Below are 19447 nucleotides of genomic sequence, written 5' to 3'. Positions count from 1 at the left end.
CGATACGAGAAATGGATGGGCATGGCCACCGATTACGACGCCCCCCGGAAGACCGACGACAACTCCGACTCGGAGTCGATCGAGGCCCTCAAGGAGCGCGTTCCCGACAAGATGTCGGGGGTCGTCGACGATGATTCCGACAACCCCGGCAGCTTCGAGCTCGCCGGACAGGACCTCAGCGACGTCGACCTCGACGTCGTCGTGCTCCCGCCCCAGGTCGACGAGTTCACCTGCGTCGAGTGCTTCCTCGTGAAGCACCGCTCGCAGCTCGACCACGAGTCGAAGCTCGGCCCGGTCTGCGCGGAGTGCGCGGCGCTCTAGGGAACGCACGAAACCAGAACGGCCCGTCACCGCGAGGTGACGGGCCGTTCTGCGTGCGCTGGGCGTCCGAACGTATACCGTGCCGGACAGGAGGCGCGGGTCGGGCCCGCACCGCGCCTCCTGGCTCGCAGGTGGGGACTCAGGACCGCAGGGCGGCGACGACGGCCGACGGGTTGCGGACGCTGACCAGCCAGTAGGGCGTCGGGTCCGCGGGGTCCTGCACCTCGACCTTGACGACCCCGCGCACGTAGCCGCGGAAGAGCGTCCAGGCGCGGGCGTCGAGCTTCGGCCCGCGCTGCGTGGTGGCCTCGGCGCCCTCGTAGCCCTCGACCTCGCCCACGAGCGTCCGCGGGAGGTGCGCCCGACCGGCGCGGAACTCGGTCTCCGTGACCTCGATGGTCGGAGCCAGCGCCCAGAGCAGCACGAGCACGCCGAGGTACATGCCGACCGCCACGAGGACGCCGGCGAGCACGCTGATCGGCAGGAACACGAGGAGGCTGGCGGGGATGACGAGCGCCGTCGCCAGGTAGAGGACGGGCGGAGCCCACAGTCGTTCGCGGTACAGGGTCACGACACCATTCGACCACGACTCCGGGCAGGTCACGGAACGGTCACGGTCTGCACTACCCTCGACACGTGACCGAACCAGTCGACGTGCTCTGGACCGGGGAGAACGCTCCCGGATACGCCCACCCCGGTGACGCCGGTGCGGACCTCGTCTCGACCGAGGCGTTCGTCCTGCAGCCCGGCGAGCGTCGGCTCGTGGGCACGGGCCTGAAGATCGCGCTGCCCGACGGGTACGCTGCGTTCGTGGTCCCGCGCAGCGGTCTCGCCGCGAAGCACGGCATCACGATCGTGAACGCGCCCGGCACCGTGGACGCCGGGTACCGCGGCGAGATCAAGGTCGCGCTGCTCAACACCGACCAGGCCGCCGCGCACGAGGTGCACGTCGGCGACCGCATCGCCCAGATGATCGTCATGCCGGTCCCGCGCGTGTCGTTCACCCGCGTCGACGAGCTGCCCGACAGCGTCCGCGGCCAGGGCGGGTTCGGCTCGTCGGGCTACGGTGACCGGAGCGGTGCCGTCAGCGGCGCCGCGGACAACGCTCAGGAAGGAACGCGCGCATGAAGTTCGGCCGACGCAAGCGTGACGAGGTCGAGGTGGCGGACGCCGTCGCCGACGAGGTCGAGGTGGCCGAGACGACGCCGGAGGTCGACATCGCGATCGACGCCGACGCCGACCTCGACGAGGTGGACGCCGTCGCGCCGACCGACAAGTCCGCGCCCGAGGACCGTGCCGAGAGCGGCCCGCACGACGAGACCGAGGCGAACCTGGTCCGTCCGTACGTCGACCTCGGCGGTGTGAAGGTCCTCCCGCGCGAGGGGCTCCACCTGCGGCTCGAGGTGGAGGAGGGCTCGCAGCGCGTCGTCGCGGTCGGGCTCGACTACGATGAGTCCACGCTGCAGGTGCAGCCGTTCGCCGCACCGCGCTCCACCGGGCTCTGGCACGAGATCCGCGCCCAGATCGCCGAGCAGATCGAGCGCCAGGGCGGCATCGTGTCCGAGGTCGACGGTCCGTTCGGCCCCGAGCTCCGCGCCCAGGTCCCGGTCGTCTCCGACGGCACGGGCGTCACCGACGGGGCCCGCCCCGCGCGGTTCATCGGCGTCGACGGCCCGCGCTGGTTCCTGCGCGGTGTGATCGCCGGCAAGGCCGCCGAGCAGCCCGACGACGCGGCCGAGATCGAGGACCTGTTCCGCAGCGTCGTCGTGGTCCGCGGGACCACCCCGATGCCGCCGCGCGACCTCATCCCGCTGCACATGCCGAAGTCGACGCAGTCGGCGATCTGACCGGCGACCCGAACCAGGAGGCACGGTGCCGGACCACGACGACACCACCCGTCCCGACGCGGACGCGCCCGACGCGCTGACCTCGTTCAGCGACCAGATGCGTGCCGCCGTCGCCAACACCGGGCTCGGCAAGGTCGCGCCCGGCGAGGCACCGTCGGGGCATGCCCTCGTCGCGGCCATCGGCGGCGTGCGCGGCCTCGTCGAGTCCGTCCTGCCCGGGCTCGCGTTCCTGGTGGTCTACGCGATCACGAAGGAGGTCGTCCCGAGCGTCCTGATCCCGGTCGCGATCGGTGTCGTGTTCGTGGTGCTCCGCCTGCTGCAGCGCCAGTCGCTCGTGATGAGCCTCGCGGGGATCCTCGGCGTGGCGATCTCCGCAGGCCTCGCGCTCATCACCGGGCGGGCCGAGAGCAACTTCATCCCCGGGATCGTCATCAACGCCGTGTGGCTCGTCGGGCTGCTCGTGACGCTGGCCATCCGGCAGCCGCTCATCGGCCTGGTCGTCGGGTTCCTGCTCCCGCCGAACGAGGACGGCACCCCGCAGGACTGGCGTCGCGACCCGGCGAAGCGCCGTGTGCTGACCGTTGCCACCTGGCTCTGGGTCGGACTCTTCGCGATCCGGCTCCTCATCGAGGTGCCGCTGTACCTGACCGCCCAGGTGGAACTGCTCGCCGGCATCAAGCTCATCACGGGCGTCCCGCTCTACGCCGCCCTGCTCTGGGTGACCTGGCTGCTCGTCCGGACGGTGTTCAAGCGCGAGGGTGACGCCACCCGGGTGTAGAGTTGTCTCGACATCGAGATAATTCCCCGCAGCCCTTCCCGGGCTGGCGGGTTTAGGTTTGCCTTGCTGGTGGGACGCCTCGCGCCCCGCTTGGATGGGGGCACACCGATCAACCAGGGAGGCGGCACAGTGGCTGCAGTCAACAGCTTCGGCTCGAAGGACACGCTGTCGGTTGGGGGTGTCGACTACGCGATCCACCGGATCGACACGGTGCCCGGGCACGAGAAGCTCCCGTACAGCCTGAAGGTGCTGCTCGAGAACCTCCTCCGCACCGAGGACGGCAAGAACGTCACCGAGGACCAGATCCGCGCCCTCGGGTCGTGGCAGCCCGACGCCGAGCCGGACACCGAGATCCAGTTCTCGCCGGCCCGCGTGGTCATGCAGGACTTCACCGGCGTCCCGTGCATCGTCGACCTCGCCACCATGCGCGAGGCGATGGCCGAGATCGGCGGCGACCCGAACAAGATCAACCCGCTGTCGCCGGCCGAGATGGTCATCGACCACTCCGTCATCGCCGACCTCTTCGGTCGCGAGGACGCACTCCAGCGCAACACCGACCTCGAGTACGAGCGGAATGGCGAGCGCTACCAGTTCCTCCGCTGGGGCCAGACCGCGTTCGAGGACTTCAAGGTCGTCCCGCCCGGAACCGGCATCGTGCACCAGGTCAACATCGAGTACCTGGCGAAGGTCACCTACACGCGTGACTTCGACGGCGAGACCTACGCCTACCCGGACACCCTCGTCGGCACCGACTCGCACACCACGATGGTGAACGGGCTCGGCGTGCTCGGCTGGGGCGTCGGGGGCATCGAGGCCGAGGCGGCGATGCTCGGCCAGCCGGTGTCGATGCTCATCCCGAAGGTCGTCGGCTTCAAGCTGTCCGGGTCGATCCCGGCCGGCGTGACCGCGACCGACGTGGTGCTCACCATCACGCAGGAGCTCCGCAAGCACGGCGTCGTCGGCAAGTTCGTCGAGTTCTACGGCGAGGGCGTCGGCGAGGTCCCGCTCGCGAACCGCGCCACCATCGGCAACATGTCGCCGGAGTTCGGCTCCACGGCGGCCATGTTCCCGGTCGACGACGTGACGCTCGACTACCTCCGCCTCACCGGCCGCTCCGAGGACCAGATCGCGCTCGTCGAGGCCTACGCCAAGACCCAGGGCCTCTGGCACGACGCGGCGGTCGAGCCGAACTACTCCGAGTACATGGAGCTCGACCTCTCGACGGTCGTCCCCTCGATCTCCGGCCCGAAGCGCCCCCAGGACCGCATCGAGCTCTCGAAGGCGAAGACCCAGTTCGAGGTCGATCTCGGCAACTACACGACGCCGAGCGAGCAGACCGACCTCGACGACGCGGTGGAGGAGACCTTCCCGGCCTCCGACCCGATCGCCGCCGGTTCCACGAACGAGGACACCGCGCTGCACGAGCACGTGTACGTCTCGAGCGCCCCGTCGACGGCCTCGCAGCCGACGAAGGTCGCGATGGACGGGGCCGACCCGTTCACGATCGACCACGGTGCCGTCGCGATCGCCGCGATCACGTCGTGCACGAACACGTCGAACCCGTCGGTCATGATGGCCGCCGGCATCCTCGCCCGGAACGCCGCGAAGAAGGGCCTCACCGCGAAGCCGTGGGTCAAGACGACGCTCGCGCCGGGGTCGAAGGTCGTCACGGACTACTACGAGAAGGCCGGTCTCACGACCTACCTCGAGCAGCTCGGCTTCTACACGGTCGGCTACGGCTGCACCACCTGCATCGGCAACTCGGGCCCGCTGCCGGAGGAGATCTCGCAGGCCGTGCAGGACAACGACCTCGCCGTCACCGCGGTGCTCTCGGGCAACCGCAACTTCGAGGGGCGCATCAACCCCGACGTGAAGATGAACTACCTGGCGTCCCCGCCGCTGGTCATCGCGTACGCCCTCGCCGGGTCGATGCACTTCGACTTCGACAAGGACGCCCTCGGGCAGGACCAGGACGGCAAGGACGTCTTCCTGCAGGACATCTGGCCCGACGCGGTCGAGGTCCAGCAGGTCATCGACGCGTCGATCGACACCGAGATGTTCACCCACGAGTACGGCTCCGTGTTCGAGGGCGACGACCGCTGGAAGAACCTGCCGACCCCGACGGGCGACACGTTCGAGTGGGACACCGAGTCGACCTACGTGCGGAAGCCCCCGTACTTCGAGGGCATGACCATGCAGCCCGACGCGGTGTCGGACATCTCCGGCGCCCGGGTGCTCGCGAAGCTCGGCGACTCGGTCACGACCGACCACATCTCGCCGGCCGGGTCGATCAAGGCCGACAGCCCGGCGGGCAAGTACCTCGCCGAGCACGGCGTCGACCGCAAGGACTTCAACTCCTACGGCTCGCGTCGCGGCAACCACGAGGTCATGATCCGCGGCACGTTCGCGAACATCCGCCTCCGCAACCAGCTCCTCGACGGCGTGGAGGGCGGCTACACCCGCGACTTCACGACGCCGGACGGTGCGCAGTCCTTCATCTACGACGCCTCGCAGCACTACCAGGAGCAGGGCATCCCGCTCGTCATCTTCGGCGGCAAGGAGTACGGCTCCGGTTCGTCCCGCGACTGGGCGGCGAAGGGCACGAACCTGCTCGGCGTCCGCGCGGTCATCACCGAGAGCTTCGAGCGCATCCACCGCTCGAACCTCATCGGCATGGGCGTCGTGCCGCTGCAGTTCCCCGCCGGCGAGTCGGTCGAGTCCCTCGGGCTCGACGGCACCGAGGTCGTCTCGATCTCCGGCCTGACCGAGCTGAACGAGGGCCGTACGCCCAAGACGGTGCACGTCACGGCCGCGCCGAGCGAGCACTCGCCGGCCGGCAAGGAGACGATCGAGTTCGACGCGGTCGTCCGCATCGACACCCCGGGTGAGGCGGACTACTACCGCAACGGCGGCATCCTGCAGTACGTGCTGCGGTCGCTCGTCTGACGCACCCGTCCGACGGACAGGAGGCGCGGTGCCAGCTGGCACCGCGCCTCCCGTCCGTTGTCGGGTCACGCGCATAGAGTGGGCCGACAGCCCCACGAAAGGAGCGCCCGTGAGTCTGCTCTCGAGCATCACGTCGCCGCGCGACCTGAAGCGTCTCTCCGACGCGCAGATGACGGACCTCGCCGCCGAGATCCGACGCTTCCTCGTCGCCGAGGTCGCGAAGACCGGCGGCCACCTCGGCCCGAACCTCGGCGTCGTCGAGCTCACGCTGGCGATGCACCGGGTGTTCGACTCGCCGCACGACCCGTTCGTCTTCGACACCGGGCACCAGTCGTACGTGCACAAGCTCGTCACCGGGCGGCAGGACTTCTCGCGGCTGCGCGAGCGGGGCGGCCTCGCCGGGTACCCGCAGCGGAGCGAGTCGGAGCACGACATCGTGGAGTCCTCGCACGCGTCCTCGTCGCTGTCCTGGGCGGACGGCATCTCGCGCGCCTTCGTGCAGACCGGCCAGGCCGACCGGACCGTGGTCGCGGTCGTCGGCGACGGTGCGCTCACCGGCGGGATGACGTGGGAGGCCCTCAACAACATCTCCGACGGCAACGACCGTCGACTCGTCATCGTCGTCAACGACAACGGGCGCTCCTACGCGCCGACCATCGGTGGCATGGCGCGGTTCCTCAGCTCGGTGCGCACGCGCCGCGAGTACCGGGCGCTGTTCGAGAAGTCCCAGGCCGCGGCGGCGCGGTTCGGTGCACCCGGGCGGGCGCTCTACCGCGGGATGCGCGGCGGGCTGCACGGGTTCCTCTCGCGGTTCACGAACAACGAGGCGCTCTACTCGAACCTCGACATCAAGTACATCGGGCCGGTGAACGGGCACGACCAGCGGGCGATGGAGGCCGCACTCCGCCAGGCGAAGGCCTACGGCGCGCCGACGATCGTGCACGCCATCACCGAGAAGGGGCACGGGTTCGAGCCCGCGCTGCGCGACCAGGCCGACCAGTTCCACGCGGTCGGGCACATCGACCCGGAGACCGGGGAGTCGCTCGACGTGTCGTCGGGGCCGTCGTGGACCTCGGTGTTCGCCTCGACGCTGGCCGAGGTCGGTGCGTCGGACGAGAAGATCGTGGCGATCACCGCGGCGATGCTCCGCCCGACCGGGCTGCACCTCTTCCAGGAACAGCACCCCTCGCGCGTGATCGACGTCGGGATCGCCGAGCAGCACGCCGTGACGACCGCGGCCGGACTCGCGTTCGGCGGCCTGCACCCCGTCGTGGCGCTGTACGCGACGTTCCTGAACCGCGCGTTCGACCAGGTGCTCATGGACGTCGCGCTGCACAGGGCCGGCGTCACCTTCGTGCTCGACCGCGCGGGCATCACCGGGCCGGACGGGCCGTCGCACCACGGCATGTGGGACCTCGCATTGCTGCAGGTCGTGCCCGGGATCCGGATCGCCGCACCGCGTGACGCCGCGACCCTGCGCGAGGAGTTCCGCGAGGCCGTCGCCGTCGACGACGCACCCACCGTGCTGCGCTGGTCGAAGGGACAGGTCGGGCCGGACATCGTCGCGGAGCGTCGACTCCCGGACGGGGTGGACGTGCTGCGGTCGCCGTCGTCCGACCAGGAGCCCGACGTCCTGTTCGTCGCCGTGGGCTCGATGGTGCCGGTGGCGCTCGACGCGGCGGCGCTACTCGAGTCCCAGGGCATCGGCGTGACGGTCGTCGACCCGCGGTGGGTGGTGCCGATCCCCGCGTCGCTCATCGACCTGTCGCGTGACCACCGGCTCGTGATCACGCTCGAGGACGGGGTGCGGGTCGGTGGCGTCGGGACACGGCTCCGGCAGGACCTGCGCGCTGCGGGTGTCGACACCGGGGTGAACGAGCTCGGGCTGCCCGATGCGTTCATCGACCACGCGTCGCGGTCCCAGATCCTCGAGGACGTGGGGCTGACCGCGCAGGCGATCGCCCGGGACGTCATCGACCAGGTCGTCGGGACGAAGCTGCCGCAGGCGAAGCCGGCGCGGGCGGCGTCGCGCTCCCGGGAGTCCGCCGACCGCTGAGCGGCGCGGGCGCGGCGCGCGGGTCGTGGCCCGGCGCGGCGGCGCGGCCCGGCGGCGCGGTTCGGTCGGCCGCCGCACAACGCAAGTCACGCCGAACCGCGGATCGCCGTGGTTCGGCGTGACTTTCGTTGTGCGGGCGCGGCACGGGCGCGCGGGGTCAGTGCGGCGCGGGCGGCCCGGCGGCCGCGGACACGAGCTCGCGCAGGATCGCGCGGGCCATCGGCGTCACCCAGAGGACCTGGCCGTACGACAGGCCGTCGCGGCCCTCGCGGATGATCTCCACGCGCGAGCACGTCGGCCCCTCGCGCGAGAACGTCATGACGATGTTCTCGGCGCGGAGGGCGAACGAGGCCCGGCGGCCGATGACGGCTCCGTCCGGACGGATCTCCATCGCCGCGGCACCCGGGACGGCGTGCACGACGCGGTCGAGCAGCTCCGGGACCTCGTCGAGCGGCACGGGCACGACGACGCTGGGGTGCCCGGTCGTCCTCGGTGCCCACCACTCCTGTGCCATGGTTCGACCGTACGCCGCACAACGAAAGTCACCCCGAACCACGGATCGCCGTGGTTCGGGGTGACTTCGGTTGTGCGGAGCCGACCGGCCGCAGTCAGCGCGAGGCCGGCCCGACGATCAGCGGCTCGTGGAACGCCCCGCCGAAGACCCGCTCGGACGCACCGGAACGGTCGAGGTACGGGCTGATGCCACCGGCCTGGAACGGGTAGCCCGCGCCGAGGATGAGCCCGAGGTCGATCTCCTCGACGTGCTGGACGACCTCGTCCTCGAGCATGCGGTGCAGCTCGTCGGCGAGGGCGTCCTCGAAGCGGCGCTGCATCTCGGCAGCGTCGACCGGCTTCGCGTCCTTCTTCGACGGTGCGACGAGTTTCACGGCAGCGGGGTCGTACCCGGTCGCGGTGCCCTTCTTGTCGCGGGTCAGGATGTGCCCGAACTCGGCGATCTTCTTCAGGCCGTCACCCGGGTAGAAGCGCTCCGGCCAGGCGGCGTGGTGCGAGTCGAGCACGTGCGCACCGACCGGCAGGCCGACGAGCTCGAGCAGCTCGAACGGCGACATCGGCAGGCCGAGCGGCGCAGCGCCCTGGGCGACGACCTCGAACGACGTGCCCTCCTCGACGCCGCGCATCGCCTCGCCGAGGACCCGGGCGAGCACCCGGTTCACGACGAAGCCCGGCTGGTCGGCCGTGATGATCGCGGTCTTCTTGAGCGTCTTCGCGACGGCGAGGGCCGTGGCGAGGGTCTCGTCGGAGGTCGAGGCGGTGCGCACGACCTCGAGCAGCGGCATCACGGCGACGGGGTTGAAGAAGTGGAACCCGACGAGTCGCGACGGGTCGGAGAGGACGGAGCCCATCTCGGACACCGACAGCGACGAGGTGTTCGTGGCGAGGATCGCGTCCGGAGCGATGACCTGCTCGATCTTCCGGAAGACCTCCTGCTTGACGCTCATCTCCTCGAAGACGGCCTCGATGACCCAGTCGGCGTCCGCGAACGCGTCGTAGGACACCGACCCGGACACGAGCGCCTTGATGCGGTTCGCGTCGTCGGGGGAGACCCGGCCCTTGTCGAGGAGCTTGTCCACCTCGCCGCGGATCCGCTCCACGCCGGCGTCGACGCGCGACTGGTCGACGTCGGTGATGACGACCGGCACGCCGAGGCGTCGGGCGAAGAGCAGCGCGAACTGGGACGCCATCAGGCCGGCGCCCAGGACGCCGACCTTCGTGACGGGGCGCGGTGAGACGTCCGCGGGGGCGCCCACCGGCTTCTTCGCACGCTTCTGCACGAGGTCGAACGCGTACATCGAGGCGGCGAACTGGTCGCCCGAGATGAGGTCGGCCAGGGCGTCGTCCTCGTCGGCGAACCGTTCGTCGAGCGAGCCGGACTTCGCCGCGGCGACGAGGTCGAGCGCCCGGAACGGTGACTTCGGGACCGTGCCGATCTTCGACGCGACCTGGCTGCGGGCGACCTTGACGACGGTGCCCCACGCGGCCTTCTCGATCATGCCGGGCTCGTTCTTCCGCACGACCTTGGTGCGACCGGACACGACGCCGTCGATCCACGCCACCGCGGACGGCAGGAAGGTGACCGAGGGGATGAGCGCGTCGCCGATGCCGAGCTCGACCGCGGCCGGACCGTCCATCAGGCGGTTGTTCTTGAGCGGGTTCTCGACGATGACGCGGAGCGCCTTCTCGGGGCCGATCAGGCGGGGGAGCAGCGTCGCGCCGCCCCACCCGGGGATGATGCCGAGGAAGACCTCGGGGAGCCCGATGCCCTGCGCGGCCGACGAGAACGCCCGGTACGTGCAGTGCAGCCCGATCTCGAGGCCACCGCCGAGCGCGATCCCGTTGATGAGCGCGAAGGAGGGGACCCCGAGGTCGGAGAGCTTCCGGAGCGTCGCGTGTCCGAGGGCGGCCAGGTCGTGGGCGACTTCCCGCGACGGCACCGAGGCAGCCTGGGAGAGGTCGGCACCGGCGGCGAAGCAGTACTCCTTGCCGGTGATCGCCACGGCCTGGATCGTCCCGGCGGACGCTTCGGTCCGCAGGGTGTCGAGGACCCCGGAGAGCTCGTGCAGCGTGCGCGGCCCGAGGGTCGACGGTCGCTTGTAGTCCTTGCCGTTGTCGAGCGTGATGAGCGCGAGCGTGCCACCGGACGGCAGCGCGACGTGCTTCAGGTACGAGTGGGTGACCACCTCGTCCTCGCTGAGGGCGAGGAGCTGGTCGTTGTCGACGATGGTCATGGTCACGCCGCCTTCCGTGCCGCGGACTTGCTGAAGTTCGGGTTCTCCCAGATGACGGTGCCGCCCTGGCCGAGCCCGATGCACATCGTCGTGATGCCGTACCGGACGTCCGGGCGCTCGGCGAACTGGGCAGCGAGCTGGGTCATCAGGCGGACGCCGCTCGAGGCGAGCGGGTGCCCGACGGCGATCGCGCCGCCCCAGGCGTTCACGTTCGTCGAGTCCTGGGCGATCCCGTAGTTGTCGAGGAAGGCGAGCACCTGGACGGCGAACGCCTCGTTGATCTCGAACAGCCCGATGTCGTCGATCGACAGCCCGGCCTTCGCCAGCGCCTTGTCGGTCGCGGGCACCGGTCCGATGCCCATCACCTCGGGGTCGACGCCCGCGAAGGCGAACGAGACCATGCGCATCTTCGTCGGCAGCCCGTGCTGCTTCGCCGCGTCGGCGGAGGCGAGCAGGCTCATGGTGGCGCCGTCGTTCAGGCCTGCCGCGTTGCCGGCGGTGATGCGTCCGTGCGAGCGGAACGGCGTCTTCAGCGCTGCCAGTGCCTCGAGCGTGGTGCCGGGGCGGGGCGGCTCGTCACTGGAGACGATGTCCCAGCCCTCGCCGGTGTTGACCTCGACCGGCACCAGGTCCGGCTGGAGCTTGCCGGCGGCCCACGCGGCGGCGTAGCGCTGCTGGGACTGGACGGCGTAGGCGTCCGTGCGGTCCTTGGTGATCGCGGGGAAGCGGTCGTGCAGGCGCTCGGCGGTCTTGCCCATCACGAGCGCGTCGCCGTTGACCATGCGCTCGGCGATGAAGCGCGGGTTCGGGTCGGAGTTGAAGCCCATCGGGTGGCGCCCCATGTGCTCGACACCGCCGGCGATGGCGACGTCGGCCGCGCCGAACGCGATGGCGCCGGCGAGGGTGGTCACGCTCGTCATCGCACCGGCGCACATGCGGTCGATCGCGTACCCGGGGACGGTCTTCGGGAGTCCGGCGAGCATGCCGACCGTCCGGCCGAGGGTGAGCCCCTGGTCGCCCTGCTGCGTGGTGGCCGCCACGGCGACGTCGTCCACCGCGGCCCCGTCCAACGAGGCGTTCCGGTCGAGGAGTCCGCGCATCGCGTGCACCGCGAGGTCATCCGCGCGGGTCTTCCAGAACACCCCCTTCTCCCCGGCTCGTCCGAACGGTGTCCGAACTCCGTCGACGAAGACGACGTCTGCTGCCTTTGGCAATCTGGGCCTCCAGATCCTCGTTGATCAGGCTGGGCGCGTCCCGCCCCGCCCGGCCGGGTCCGACCCGGCGTGCACCAGCGACGCTATGCCCCGAGCCTGTGCGGACGCATGCCCGTTGGGGCGTTCCTACGACTCGGTGTTGCTCTCGGCAGCAGGCTCCTGTGCAGCAGCGACAAAGGCGTGCGCGATGATCGACGCCGTCTCCTCGACCTGCCAGGGGCGGGCGTCGTGCGCGGCGAGCACGGCACCGACGGTCTCGGTGGCGATCGGCGTCGGCGGCTCCCACGACACCGTGCGGAGGGTGTCCGGCGTGAGCAGGTTCTCGACGGGCAGGTCGAGCTCCTCGGCGCGCTGCACCACGGCGGCCCGCGCGGCCTTGTACCGGCGGTCGGCTGCCGGGTTGCGGTCGGCCCAGGCCCGGGGCGGCGGCAGCGTGGCCTCGCCGGTGCCGCGGAGCCGGGGGAGGTCCTCGGTCGTGCGGCCCTCGTCGACGGCGGCCCACCAGCGGTCGAGCTCGGACCGGCTGGCACGACCCGTGAAGGCCTTCACCCCGCTCAGCTCGCCCTTCGAGGCCGGGTTCGCCGCCGCGGCCGCGACGATCGCCGAGTCCGGGATGGTGCGACCCGGCGCGATGTCGGCTTCGCGGGCGTAGGCGTCGCGTGCCGTCCAGAGCGACCGGGCGATCGCGAGTGCCCTGGAGCCACGGAGTGCGTGCATGCCGGACAGGCGGCGCCACGGCTCGGCCTTCGGCGGCTTCGGTGCCCGTGTCAGCACCGCGGCGAACTCCTCTTCGGCGATGCGGGACTTGCCCGCCTCGTCGAGCTTCGCCGCGAGCGCGTCACGGAGGTCAGGGAGCAGCTCGACGTCGAGTGCCGCGTACACCAACCACGACTGCGGGAGCGGCCGGGTCGACCAGTCCGCGGCCGAGTGGGCCTTCGCGAGCGTGATCCCGAGCAGCTGCTCCACGACGGCACCGAGGCCGACCCGGGGGAACCCGGCGATGCGGGCACCGAGCTCGGTGTCGAAGATGCGGGTCGGGACGAGGCCGACCTCCTGCAGGCAGGGGAGGTCCTGCGACGCGGCGTGGAAGAGCCATTCCTCGTCGACGATCGCGTCCTGGAGCTCGGAGAAGTCGCCGATCGGGATCGGGTCGAAGAGGAACGCGCCGGCACCGCGGCGGAACACCTGGATGAGGTACGCCCGCTGCGAGTACCGGTAGCCGCTCGCGCGCTCGGCGTCGACGGCGACCGGGCCGTGGCCCGCCGCGATGGCGGCGACGGCGTCGAGGTACTCCTCGCGCGAGGCGATCACGTGGACCGCGTCGTGCGACGCCTCGAACGCCGGCGACGCCGCGGACGGAGCAGCCGACGACGGAACGGCCGGCGACGCCGACGGAGCAGCCGACGACGGGACAGCGGGCGACGCCCCGGCCGGAGATGCGGGGTCAGTCACGTGCGAGCCTCCTCGGGGCCAACAGGGTCACGCCGTCCGACGCGGGCGGGAGACCGGCGAGCATCGCCACGATCTCCTCCCACGCCTCGACGTGTGCGGTGAGGTCGTCCCCGCGCGGGGTCCACGAGGCGCGCAGTTCGAGCTGCGCCCCGTCGCCCTGCGCCGCGAGGTCGCCGTAGCCGCGGGAGATGATCTTGGTCGCCGTGCCTGAGGCGTGGTCGTAGGTCGCACCGTGCGCGGCGAGCGCGTCGACGAGCCAGCTCCACGTCACGTCGGCGACGAACTCGTCGACACCGATCTCGGGTTCGAGCGGTGCCTGGGCGAAGGTCACGATGCGGAACGACCCGCCCCAGCCCTCGGGTTCGTCCGGGTCGTGCAGGGCGATGAACCGGCCCGTCCCGAGGTCGGAGTCGATGCCGTGCGCCGCACCCGAGACGTCCGCCGCCAGGGCGATCGAGAACGGGGCGATGCGCGACGGCGAGGGGATCTCGGTGACGGTCGTCTCGGCGCGCGCGCCGCCGGACGCCACGAACGCACGGAGCCGCGCGAAGGCGTCGGGCTCTCGGGTTTCGGACACGAATGCAGACTAGGCTCCGGACCATGTCCCGATCCGCGCGACCCGCCGAGGACGTCGTCCAGGAGACCGCACGATCGGCCGGGTTCGTCGCCCTGGGAGCGGGCATCGCAGCGGCCGCCGTCACCACCGCGGTGATCGGCGGGTTCGTCGCGGCGGTGGCCCGAGCGGTGGTCACCCCCGACCGCAAACGCACCGAACGCGTCCCGATCCACGCCGTCGACCCCGTGCGGCGGACGGTGACGCTCGAGCGCACCGCGGACACCGAACTGCAGGGCCGCTACAGCCTCTGGTTCGGCGGCGGGACCGGGCACATGCGCGTCGGCGAGGTCCTCGGCACCACCGACACGACCGTCACCCGCCGCATCATCGCGATCGACGCCGGCGACCCCACCGCGGCCCGCCGGGGTCGGTGGGGCGGGTGGTTCTACCTGACCCCGGGCGAGCTGGACGTCCCGGTCGAGGACATCGACGTCCCCACCTCGAACGGCCCCGCACCCGCCTGGGTGGTCCGCGCCGACGACCCGGACGCGCCGTGGGCCGTCCTCGTGCACGGTCGTGGCGTGACCCGCGCCGAGACGATCCGCGCGGTGCCGGTCTTCCGGGCGGCGGGGTACTCCGTGGTGCTGGCGAGCTGGCGCAACGACGGCGTCGCCCCGCGGAGCGTCGACGGCCGCTACGGCCTCGGCAGCACCGAGTGGGAGGACATCGACGCGGTCCTCCGCTGGCTCGCCGGGCAGGGCGCGTCGAGCGTCGTCCTGATGGGCTGGTCGATGGGCGGCGCGGTCGTGCTGCAGACCCTGCTCCGGTCGGCGTTCGCGGACCTCGTGGACGGTGTCGTGCTCGAGTCGCCCGTGGTCGACTGGCACGCGGTGCTCAAGTCGCAGAGCCAGCTGCTCCGCCTGCCGCGGCCGGTCCGGAAGGTCGCGCAGCGTCTTCTCCGCACCCCGGTCCTGCACCGGCTCACGGGCCTGCGGCAGCCGGTCGACCTGCGGCAGCTCGACATGGTCGCGCGGGCCGACGAGCTGCACGTGCCGATCCTGCTCATGCACAGCGACGACGACGGGTTCGTCCCGTCCTCTGCGTCGCACGCCCTCGCCGAGGCCCGGCCCGACATCGTGCGGCTCGAGGTGCAGACGACCGCCCGGCACACCAAGCTCTGGAACCACGACGCCGACTGGTTCGACGCCCGCATCCTCGCGTGGCTGACCGAGGTGGTCCAGCCCACCAGCGCGACCCACCAGCAGTAGACGCGACCGGCAGACGGACGGGAGGCGCGGTGCCAGCTGGCACCGCGCCTCCCGTCCGACGTCGTTGCGGGTCTACGCGACCGCGGCCTGCGCCTGCACCTGCCGCTGCACCCGGCCCAGCATCCCGACCATGCCCCGGATCCGCAGCGGGCTGACCGCCTCGCTCAGCCCGATCGTCAGCGGGTAGTCCGCCGGCACGGCGAGCACCTGCTCGGCGGTCAGGCCGGACAGCCCCTGCGCGAGGATCGACGCGAAGCCCCGCGTGGTCGGTGCCTCGCGCGGCGCCGTGGCGTGCATCCGGACGATGCCGGGCGCGTCGCCGTCCGCACCCACGGTGACCGTGATGAAGACGGGGGACTGGCACTCCTCGACGCGTTCGAGCTCGTCCTCGTGCCCCTGCAGGCGCTCGGGAAGCGCCGGGAGCTCGTTCGAGAACTCGAGGAGCAGCTGCAGGCGGTCCTGCTGGGAGAGTTCGAGGAAGTCGTCGCGGATCTCGGCGAGGGACTGGGGGAGTGCGTCGGTCATCGGTCGGTGATCGTACCCGGTTCGGTGCCGACGGCGATCGGGACGCGGACCGCGCTGCCCCACTCGGTCCACGAGCCGTCGTAGTTGCGGACGTTGTCGTACCCGAGCAGGTGCTGCAGGACGAACCAGGTGTGGCTCGACCGCTCGCCGATGCGGCAGTAGGCGATGACCTCGTCCGCGTCGCCGATGCCGGCGCCGTCGCGGTAGATCGCGTCGAGCTCCTCGCGGGTCTTGAAGGTGCCGTCCGGTGCCGCGGCGGTGGCCCACGGGATGTTCACGGCGGTGGGGACGTGGCCGGCGCGGAGGGCGCCCTCCTCCGGGTAGTCCGGCGCGGTGGTGCGGTCGCCGGCGTACTCCGGGGCGCTGCGGACGTCGATCAGCGGCTTGCCGAGGTGGGCGAGCACGTCGTCCTTGTAGGCGCGGATCTCGGTGTCGATCCGGTCGACGACGGGGTACTCGACCGGCGTGACCACGGTCTGGTCGGTGGTGAGCGCGCGGTCCTCGGCGATCCACTTCGCCCGGCCGCCGTCGAGGAGACGGACGTCCTCGTGGCCGAACAGCGAGAAGACCCAGAGGGCGTAGGCGGCCCACCAGTTGTTCTTGTCGCCGTAGATCACGACGGTGGTCTCGCGGCCGATGCCCTTGCTGCCGAGCAGTTCGGCGAAGGCCTCGCCGTCGATGTAGTCGCGGAGCACCGGGTCGTTGAGGTCGGTGTGCCAGTCGATCTTCACGGCACCGGGGACGTGGCCCGTCTCGTAGAGCAGGACGTCCTCGTCGGACTCGACGACGACCAGGTCCGGGGTGCCGGCGTCCAGGTGCTCCTGCAGCCACTCGGTGGAGACGAGCCGCTCCGGGTGGGCGTAGGCGGTGAACTTCTCGGACGTGTCGACCGGTGCGGTCATGGTGGGCTACCTCCAGGTGGTCATCCGGCACCGGACTAGGATCGGTCGTCGGTGCCTGTGGGCAACGGTACGCGGGCGTGCCGTGCTCCTGACGCAACGTGACACCCCACGACATGCTTCCCGAAGGACTGCCCCGATTGTCAGCGAACACCGCGCCTGAACACCTCGTCGACCGCGACCCGCAGGTGACCCCGCAGCAGATGGCTGCGTCGCTGGTCCCGCCGCCCCAGTTCGAGGACGCGTCGTTCGCCTCCTACCGACCCGACGCGGAGTACCCGTCGCAGGCGGCGGTCCGCGACGCGGTGGAGGCCTTCGTCGCCGCCGGTCCCGCCGACCAGCCTCGCCGGGGGCTGTTCGGTCGCCGGAAGCCCGTGGCGGAGTCGACCGTGAAGTCCGGCGTCTACCTCGACGGCGGGTTCGGCGTCGGGAAGACCCACCTGCTCGCCGCCGCCTACCACGCCGCGACCGGTCGGAAGACGTTCGGCACCTTCATCGAGTACACGGCGCTCGTCGGGGCCCTCGGGTTCCAGGGCACCGTCGACCTGCTGCGCGGGACGGCGTTGGTGTGCATCGACGAGTTCGAGCTCGACGACCCCGGTGACACGATGGTGATGACGCGCCTCATCAAGGAGCTCACCGAGACGGGCACGCGGTTCGCCGCCACCTCGAACACGCCGCCGGGTGCCCTCGGCGAGGGGCGCTTCGCGGCCCAGGACTTCCTGCGCGAGATCCAGGCGATGTCCGACCGGTTCGACACCATGCGCATCGACGGGCTCGACTTCCGCCGGCGTGCGGTCGACGAGTCGGCGGGCGTGGTGGCCGACGTCGCCGCGGCACTCCCCGGCGGACGCGTCACGCTCGACGACTTCCGGGCGGTGGTCGGGCACCTCGCGTCCGTGCACCCGTCGAAGTACGTCGCGATGGTCGAGGACCTCGACGCCGTCGGCCTCACCGACGTGCAGCCCTTCACCGACCAGACCGATGCACTCCGGTGGGTCGCGCTGGTGGACCGGCTGTACGACGCGCAGGTGCGGATCGTGGCGTCGGGCACCCCGCTCGACCAGGTGTACCCCGAGTCGATGCTCGACGGCGGGTACCGCAAGAAGTACCTGCGTGCGGCGAGCCGCGTCGTGGCGCTGACCCGCGCCGTGGACTGAGCCGCCTGCCGGCCGCGAGCGGCCGCTTCCCTGCCGTGCCGCGCCTCCAGGCCCCGTTCCGCGACGGCTGTCGGACACCGTCCGGACGGACCGGGAGAACTCGTGGCCCCCGTCCAGGGGACTGCCCGACGGACGAAACACGACGTTTACACACCGGGCCGTCGCGTTACATCCGCGAAACACTTCGTGCTCCCTCGTGAAACCTCGCCTCGCCAGACTCGGTGACACCCGACGCGGACCAAGAGCCGCTGGTGCAATCGAGAGGTGAACAGATGCTTGATCAGGGCAACACGACGTTCGTGTTGGTCATGGCGGCGCTGGTGTTGTTCATGACACCCGGCCTGGCCTTCTTCTACGGCGGTCTGGTGAAGGCCAAGTCCGTCATCAGCATGATGATGATGTCCTTCGGGGCGATCGCGCTCGTGAGCGTCCTCTGGGTCGTCTACGGCTACGCCATCGCCTTCGCGAACCACGGTGACGGCACGGCGGTGTCCGGTGTCGTCGGCTTCTTCAGCATCGACTGGAACCAGATCGGCCTCGGGCAGGCGTTCGAGGAGGCCAAGGCCTCGACGATCAACGCCGCGTACCCCTCGATGGCGTTCGTCGGCTTCCAGGCGACCTTCGCGATCATCACGGTCGCCCTCATCTCCGGTGCGATCGCCGACCGTGCCAAGTTCGGCGCGTGGATGGTCTTCGCCGGCGTCTGGGTCACGGTCGTCTACTTCCCGGTCGCCTCGTGGGTCTTCAACCTCACGTCCGGCTGGGCAGCGACCTGGGGCGTCATCGACTTCGCCGGTGGCACCGCGGTCCACATCAACGCCGGTGCCGCGGGTCTCGCGCTGGCGATCGTCCTCGGCAAGCGCGTCGGCTTCGCCAAGGGTGCGCACAAGCCGCACAACCCGCCCTTCGTGCTCCTCGGTGCCGCGATCCTGTGGTTCGGCTGGTTCGGCTTCAACGCCGGTTCCGAGGGTGCCGCGGACGGCATCGCCGCGATCGCCTGGGTCAACACCCTCGCCGCCCCGGCCGCCGCGATCCTCGGTTGGCTGCTCGTCGAGAAGCTCAAGGACGGCAAGGCCACCTCGATCGGTGCCGCGTCGGGCGCCGTCACCGGCCTCGTCGCCATCACCCCGGCGTGCGCCGCGCTCACCCCGGGCTGGGGCATCCTGCTCGGCTTCCTCGCGGGCATCATCTGCTGCTTCGCGATCGACTGGAAGTACCGCCTCGGCTTCGATGACTCGCTCGACGTCGTCGGCGTCCACCTGGTCGGCGGCATCGTCGGCACGCTGTACCTCGGCTTCTTCGCCAACGACACCGGCCTGATCTACTCGGGCTCGTTCACGCAGCTCGGCAAGCAGGCCGCCGCTGCCGGCGTGGTCGGTCTCTACTCGTTCATCCTCGCCTTCGTCATCGGCTGGATCATCGAGAAGACGATGGGCTTCCGTGTGAAGACCGAGGACGAGGTCGCCGGCATCGACACCGCGGTCCACGGCGAAGAGGGCTACGTCCTCTACGAGGAGCGCGACGAGACCCCGGTCTCCGTCCGGTAGTTCGCTGCCACACCGTCACGACGGGCCCCGCGCACACAGCAGCGCGGGGCCCGTCGTCGTGTGCGGGGTGCGGGCGGGCGGCGCGGCGGCGCGAGCGCGCGAGCGCGCGGGCGCGCCGCCCGCCCGCACCC

General features: G+C 71.1%; 17 protein-coding genes. 9 read left to right on the top strand and 8 right to left on the bottom strand.

What is annotated here, in order from left to right:
- The first annotated feature begins 21 nt into the window (after nucleotides 1–21).
- On the top strand, nucleotides 22–321 hold the full coding sequence (locus JSX79_RS12900) for a DUF4193 domain-containing protein (RefSeq protein WP_031263038.1): 300 nt from the start codon (nucleotides 22–24) through the stop codon (nucleotides 319–321).
- A gap of 139 nt (nucleotides 322–460) precedes the next feature.
- On the opposite strand, the gene JSX79_RS12895 is transcribed toward JSX79_RS12900, so the two are convergent.
- Nucleotides 461–892, bottom strand: coding sequence for a DUF3093 domain-containing protein (locus JSX79_RS12895; protein ID WP_070418804.1), 432 nt, complete (start codon nucleotides 890–892; stop codon nucleotides 461–463).
- 65 nt (nucleotides 893–957) lie between these two features.
- On the opposite strand from JSX79_RS12895, the gene dut reads away from it, so the two are divergent.
- The 5 genes from dut (at nucleotide 958) to dxs (ending at nucleotide 7948) form a co-directional block, all read left to right on the top strand.
- On the top strand, nucleotides 958–1449 hold the full coding sequence (gene dut / locus JSX79_RS12890; protein ID WP_070418805.1) for a dUTP diphosphatase: 492 nt from the start codon (nucleotides 958–960) through the stop codon (nucleotides 1447–1449).
- Nucleotides 1446–2168 (top strand): DUF3710 domain-containing protein, encoded by a 723-nt coding sequence (locus tag JSX79_RS12885; protein ID WP_229086592.1) that lies wholly within the window; start codon nucleotides 1446–1448, stop codon nucleotides 2166–2168. The genes dut and JSX79_RS12885 overlap by 4 nt, the downstream gene beginning before the upstream one ends.
- Before the next feature lie 25 nt (nucleotides 2169–2193).
- Complete coding sequence (locus JSX79_RS12880; RefSeq protein WP_229086591.1) at nucleotides 2194–2946, top strand: DUF3159 domain-containing protein; 753 nt, start codon at nucleotides 2194–2196, stop codon at nucleotides 2944–2946.
- 129 nt (nucleotides 2947–3075) lie between these two features.
- A complete protein-coding gene (acnA, locus tag JSX79_RS12875; protein WP_071302914.1) occupies nucleotides 3076–5892 on the top strand; it encodes an aconitate hydratase AcnA in 2817 nt (938 codons plus the stop codon).
- A 109-nt stretch (nucleotides 5893–6001) separates the two neighbouring features.
- Nucleotides 6002–7948: a 1-deoxy-D-xylulose-5-phosphate synthase gene (gene dxs / locus JSX79_RS12870; protein WP_229086590.1), complete on the top strand. Its 1947-nt coding sequence runs from the start codon at nucleotides 6002–6004 to the stop codon at nucleotides 7946–7948.
- A 157-nt stretch (nucleotides 7949–8105) separates the two neighbouring features.
- Here dxs and JSX79_RS12865 read toward each other — a convergent pair whose 3' ends face one another.
- The 5 genes from JSX79_RS12865 to JSX79_RS12845 form a co-directional block, all read right to left on the bottom strand.
- Nucleotides 8106–8462, bottom strand: a complete 357-nt coding sequence (locus tag JSX79_RS12865; RefSeq protein ID WP_229086589.1) for a hypothetical protein — start codon at nucleotides 8460–8462, stop codon at nucleotides 8106–8108.
- Between the two features lie 94 nt (nucleotides 8463–8556).
- Nucleotides 8557–10695 (bottom strand): 3-hydroxyacyl-CoA dehydrogenase NAD-binding domain-containing protein, encoded by a 2139-nt coding sequence (locus JSX79_RS12860; RefSeq protein ID WP_229086613.1) that lies wholly within the window; start codon nucleotides 10693–10695, stop codon nucleotides 8557–8559.
- 2 nt (nucleotides 10696–10697) lie between these two features.
- Nucleotides 10698–11909: a thiolase family protein gene (locus JSX79_RS12855; RefSeq protein ID WP_070418811.1), complete on the bottom strand. Its 1212-nt coding sequence runs from the start codon at nucleotides 11907–11909 to the stop codon at nucleotides 10698–10700.
- Between the two features lie 126 nt (nucleotides 11910–12035).
- Nucleotides 12036–13361 (bottom strand): HRDC domain-containing protein, encoded by a 1326-nt coding sequence (locus JSX79_RS12850; RefSeq protein WP_374475432.1) that lies wholly within the window; start codon nucleotides 13359–13361, stop codon nucleotides 12036–12038.
- Nucleotides 13354–13938: a DUF3000 domain-containing protein gene (locus tag JSX79_RS12845; RefSeq protein ID WP_070418813.1), complete on the bottom strand. Its 585-nt coding sequence runs from the start codon at nucleotides 13936–13938 to the stop codon at nucleotides 13354–13356. The genes JSX79_RS12850 and JSX79_RS12845 overlap by 8 nt, the downstream gene beginning before the upstream one ends.
- Nucleotides 13939–13961: 23 nt before the next feature.
- Between JSX79_RS12845 and JSX79_RS12840 the strand changes: the two genes are divergently transcribed.
- Nucleotides 13962–15185, top strand: coding sequence for an alpha/beta fold hydrolase (locus tag JSX79_RS12840; protein ID WP_229086588.1), 1224 nt, complete (start codon nucleotides 13962–13964; stop codon nucleotides 15183–15185).
- 72 nt (nucleotides 15186–15257) lie between these two features.
- Here the strand turns inward: JSX79_RS12840 and JSX79_RS12835 are convergent, their stop codons facing one another.
- Entirely contained in the window at nucleotides 15258–15710 is a 453-nt protein-coding gene (locus tag JSX79_RS12835) for a SufE family protein (RefSeq protein WP_071295259.1), read from the bottom strand.
- Nucleotides 15707–16612, bottom strand: a complete 906-nt coding sequence (locus JSX79_RS12830; RefSeq protein WP_092387410.1) for a sulfurtransferase — start codon at nucleotides 16610–16612, stop codon at nucleotides 15707–15709. The genes JSX79_RS12835 and JSX79_RS12830 overlap by 4 nt, the downstream gene beginning before the upstream one ends.
- A gap of 113 nt (nucleotides 16613–16725) precedes the next feature.
- On the opposite strand from JSX79_RS12830, the gene zapE reads away from it, so the two are divergent.
- Both zapE and JSX79_RS12820 read left to right on the top strand, forming a co-directional pair.
- Nucleotides 16726–17769, top strand: coding sequence for a cell division protein ZapE (gene zapE, locus JSX79_RS12825; protein WP_374475428.1), 1044 nt, complete (start codon nucleotides 16726–16728; stop codon nucleotides 17767–17769).
- A gap of 272 nt (nucleotides 17770–18041) precedes the next feature.
- A complete protein-coding gene (locus JSX79_RS12820; RefSeq protein ID WP_070418818.1) occupies nucleotides 18042–19316 on the top strand; it encodes an ammonium transporter in 1275 nt (424 codons plus the stop codon).
- The last annotated feature ends 131 nt before the right edge of the window (nucleotides 19317–19447 follow it).

It is taken from the genome of Curtobacterium sp. GD1 (assembly GCF_020882855.1).
Classification (GTDB): domain Bacteria; phylum Actinomycetota; class Actinomycetes; order Actinomycetales; family Microbacteriaceae; genus Curtobacterium.
Note: the sequence above shows the minus strand (reverse complement) of the source record. Positions and strands in the feature narration are given on the sequence as shown.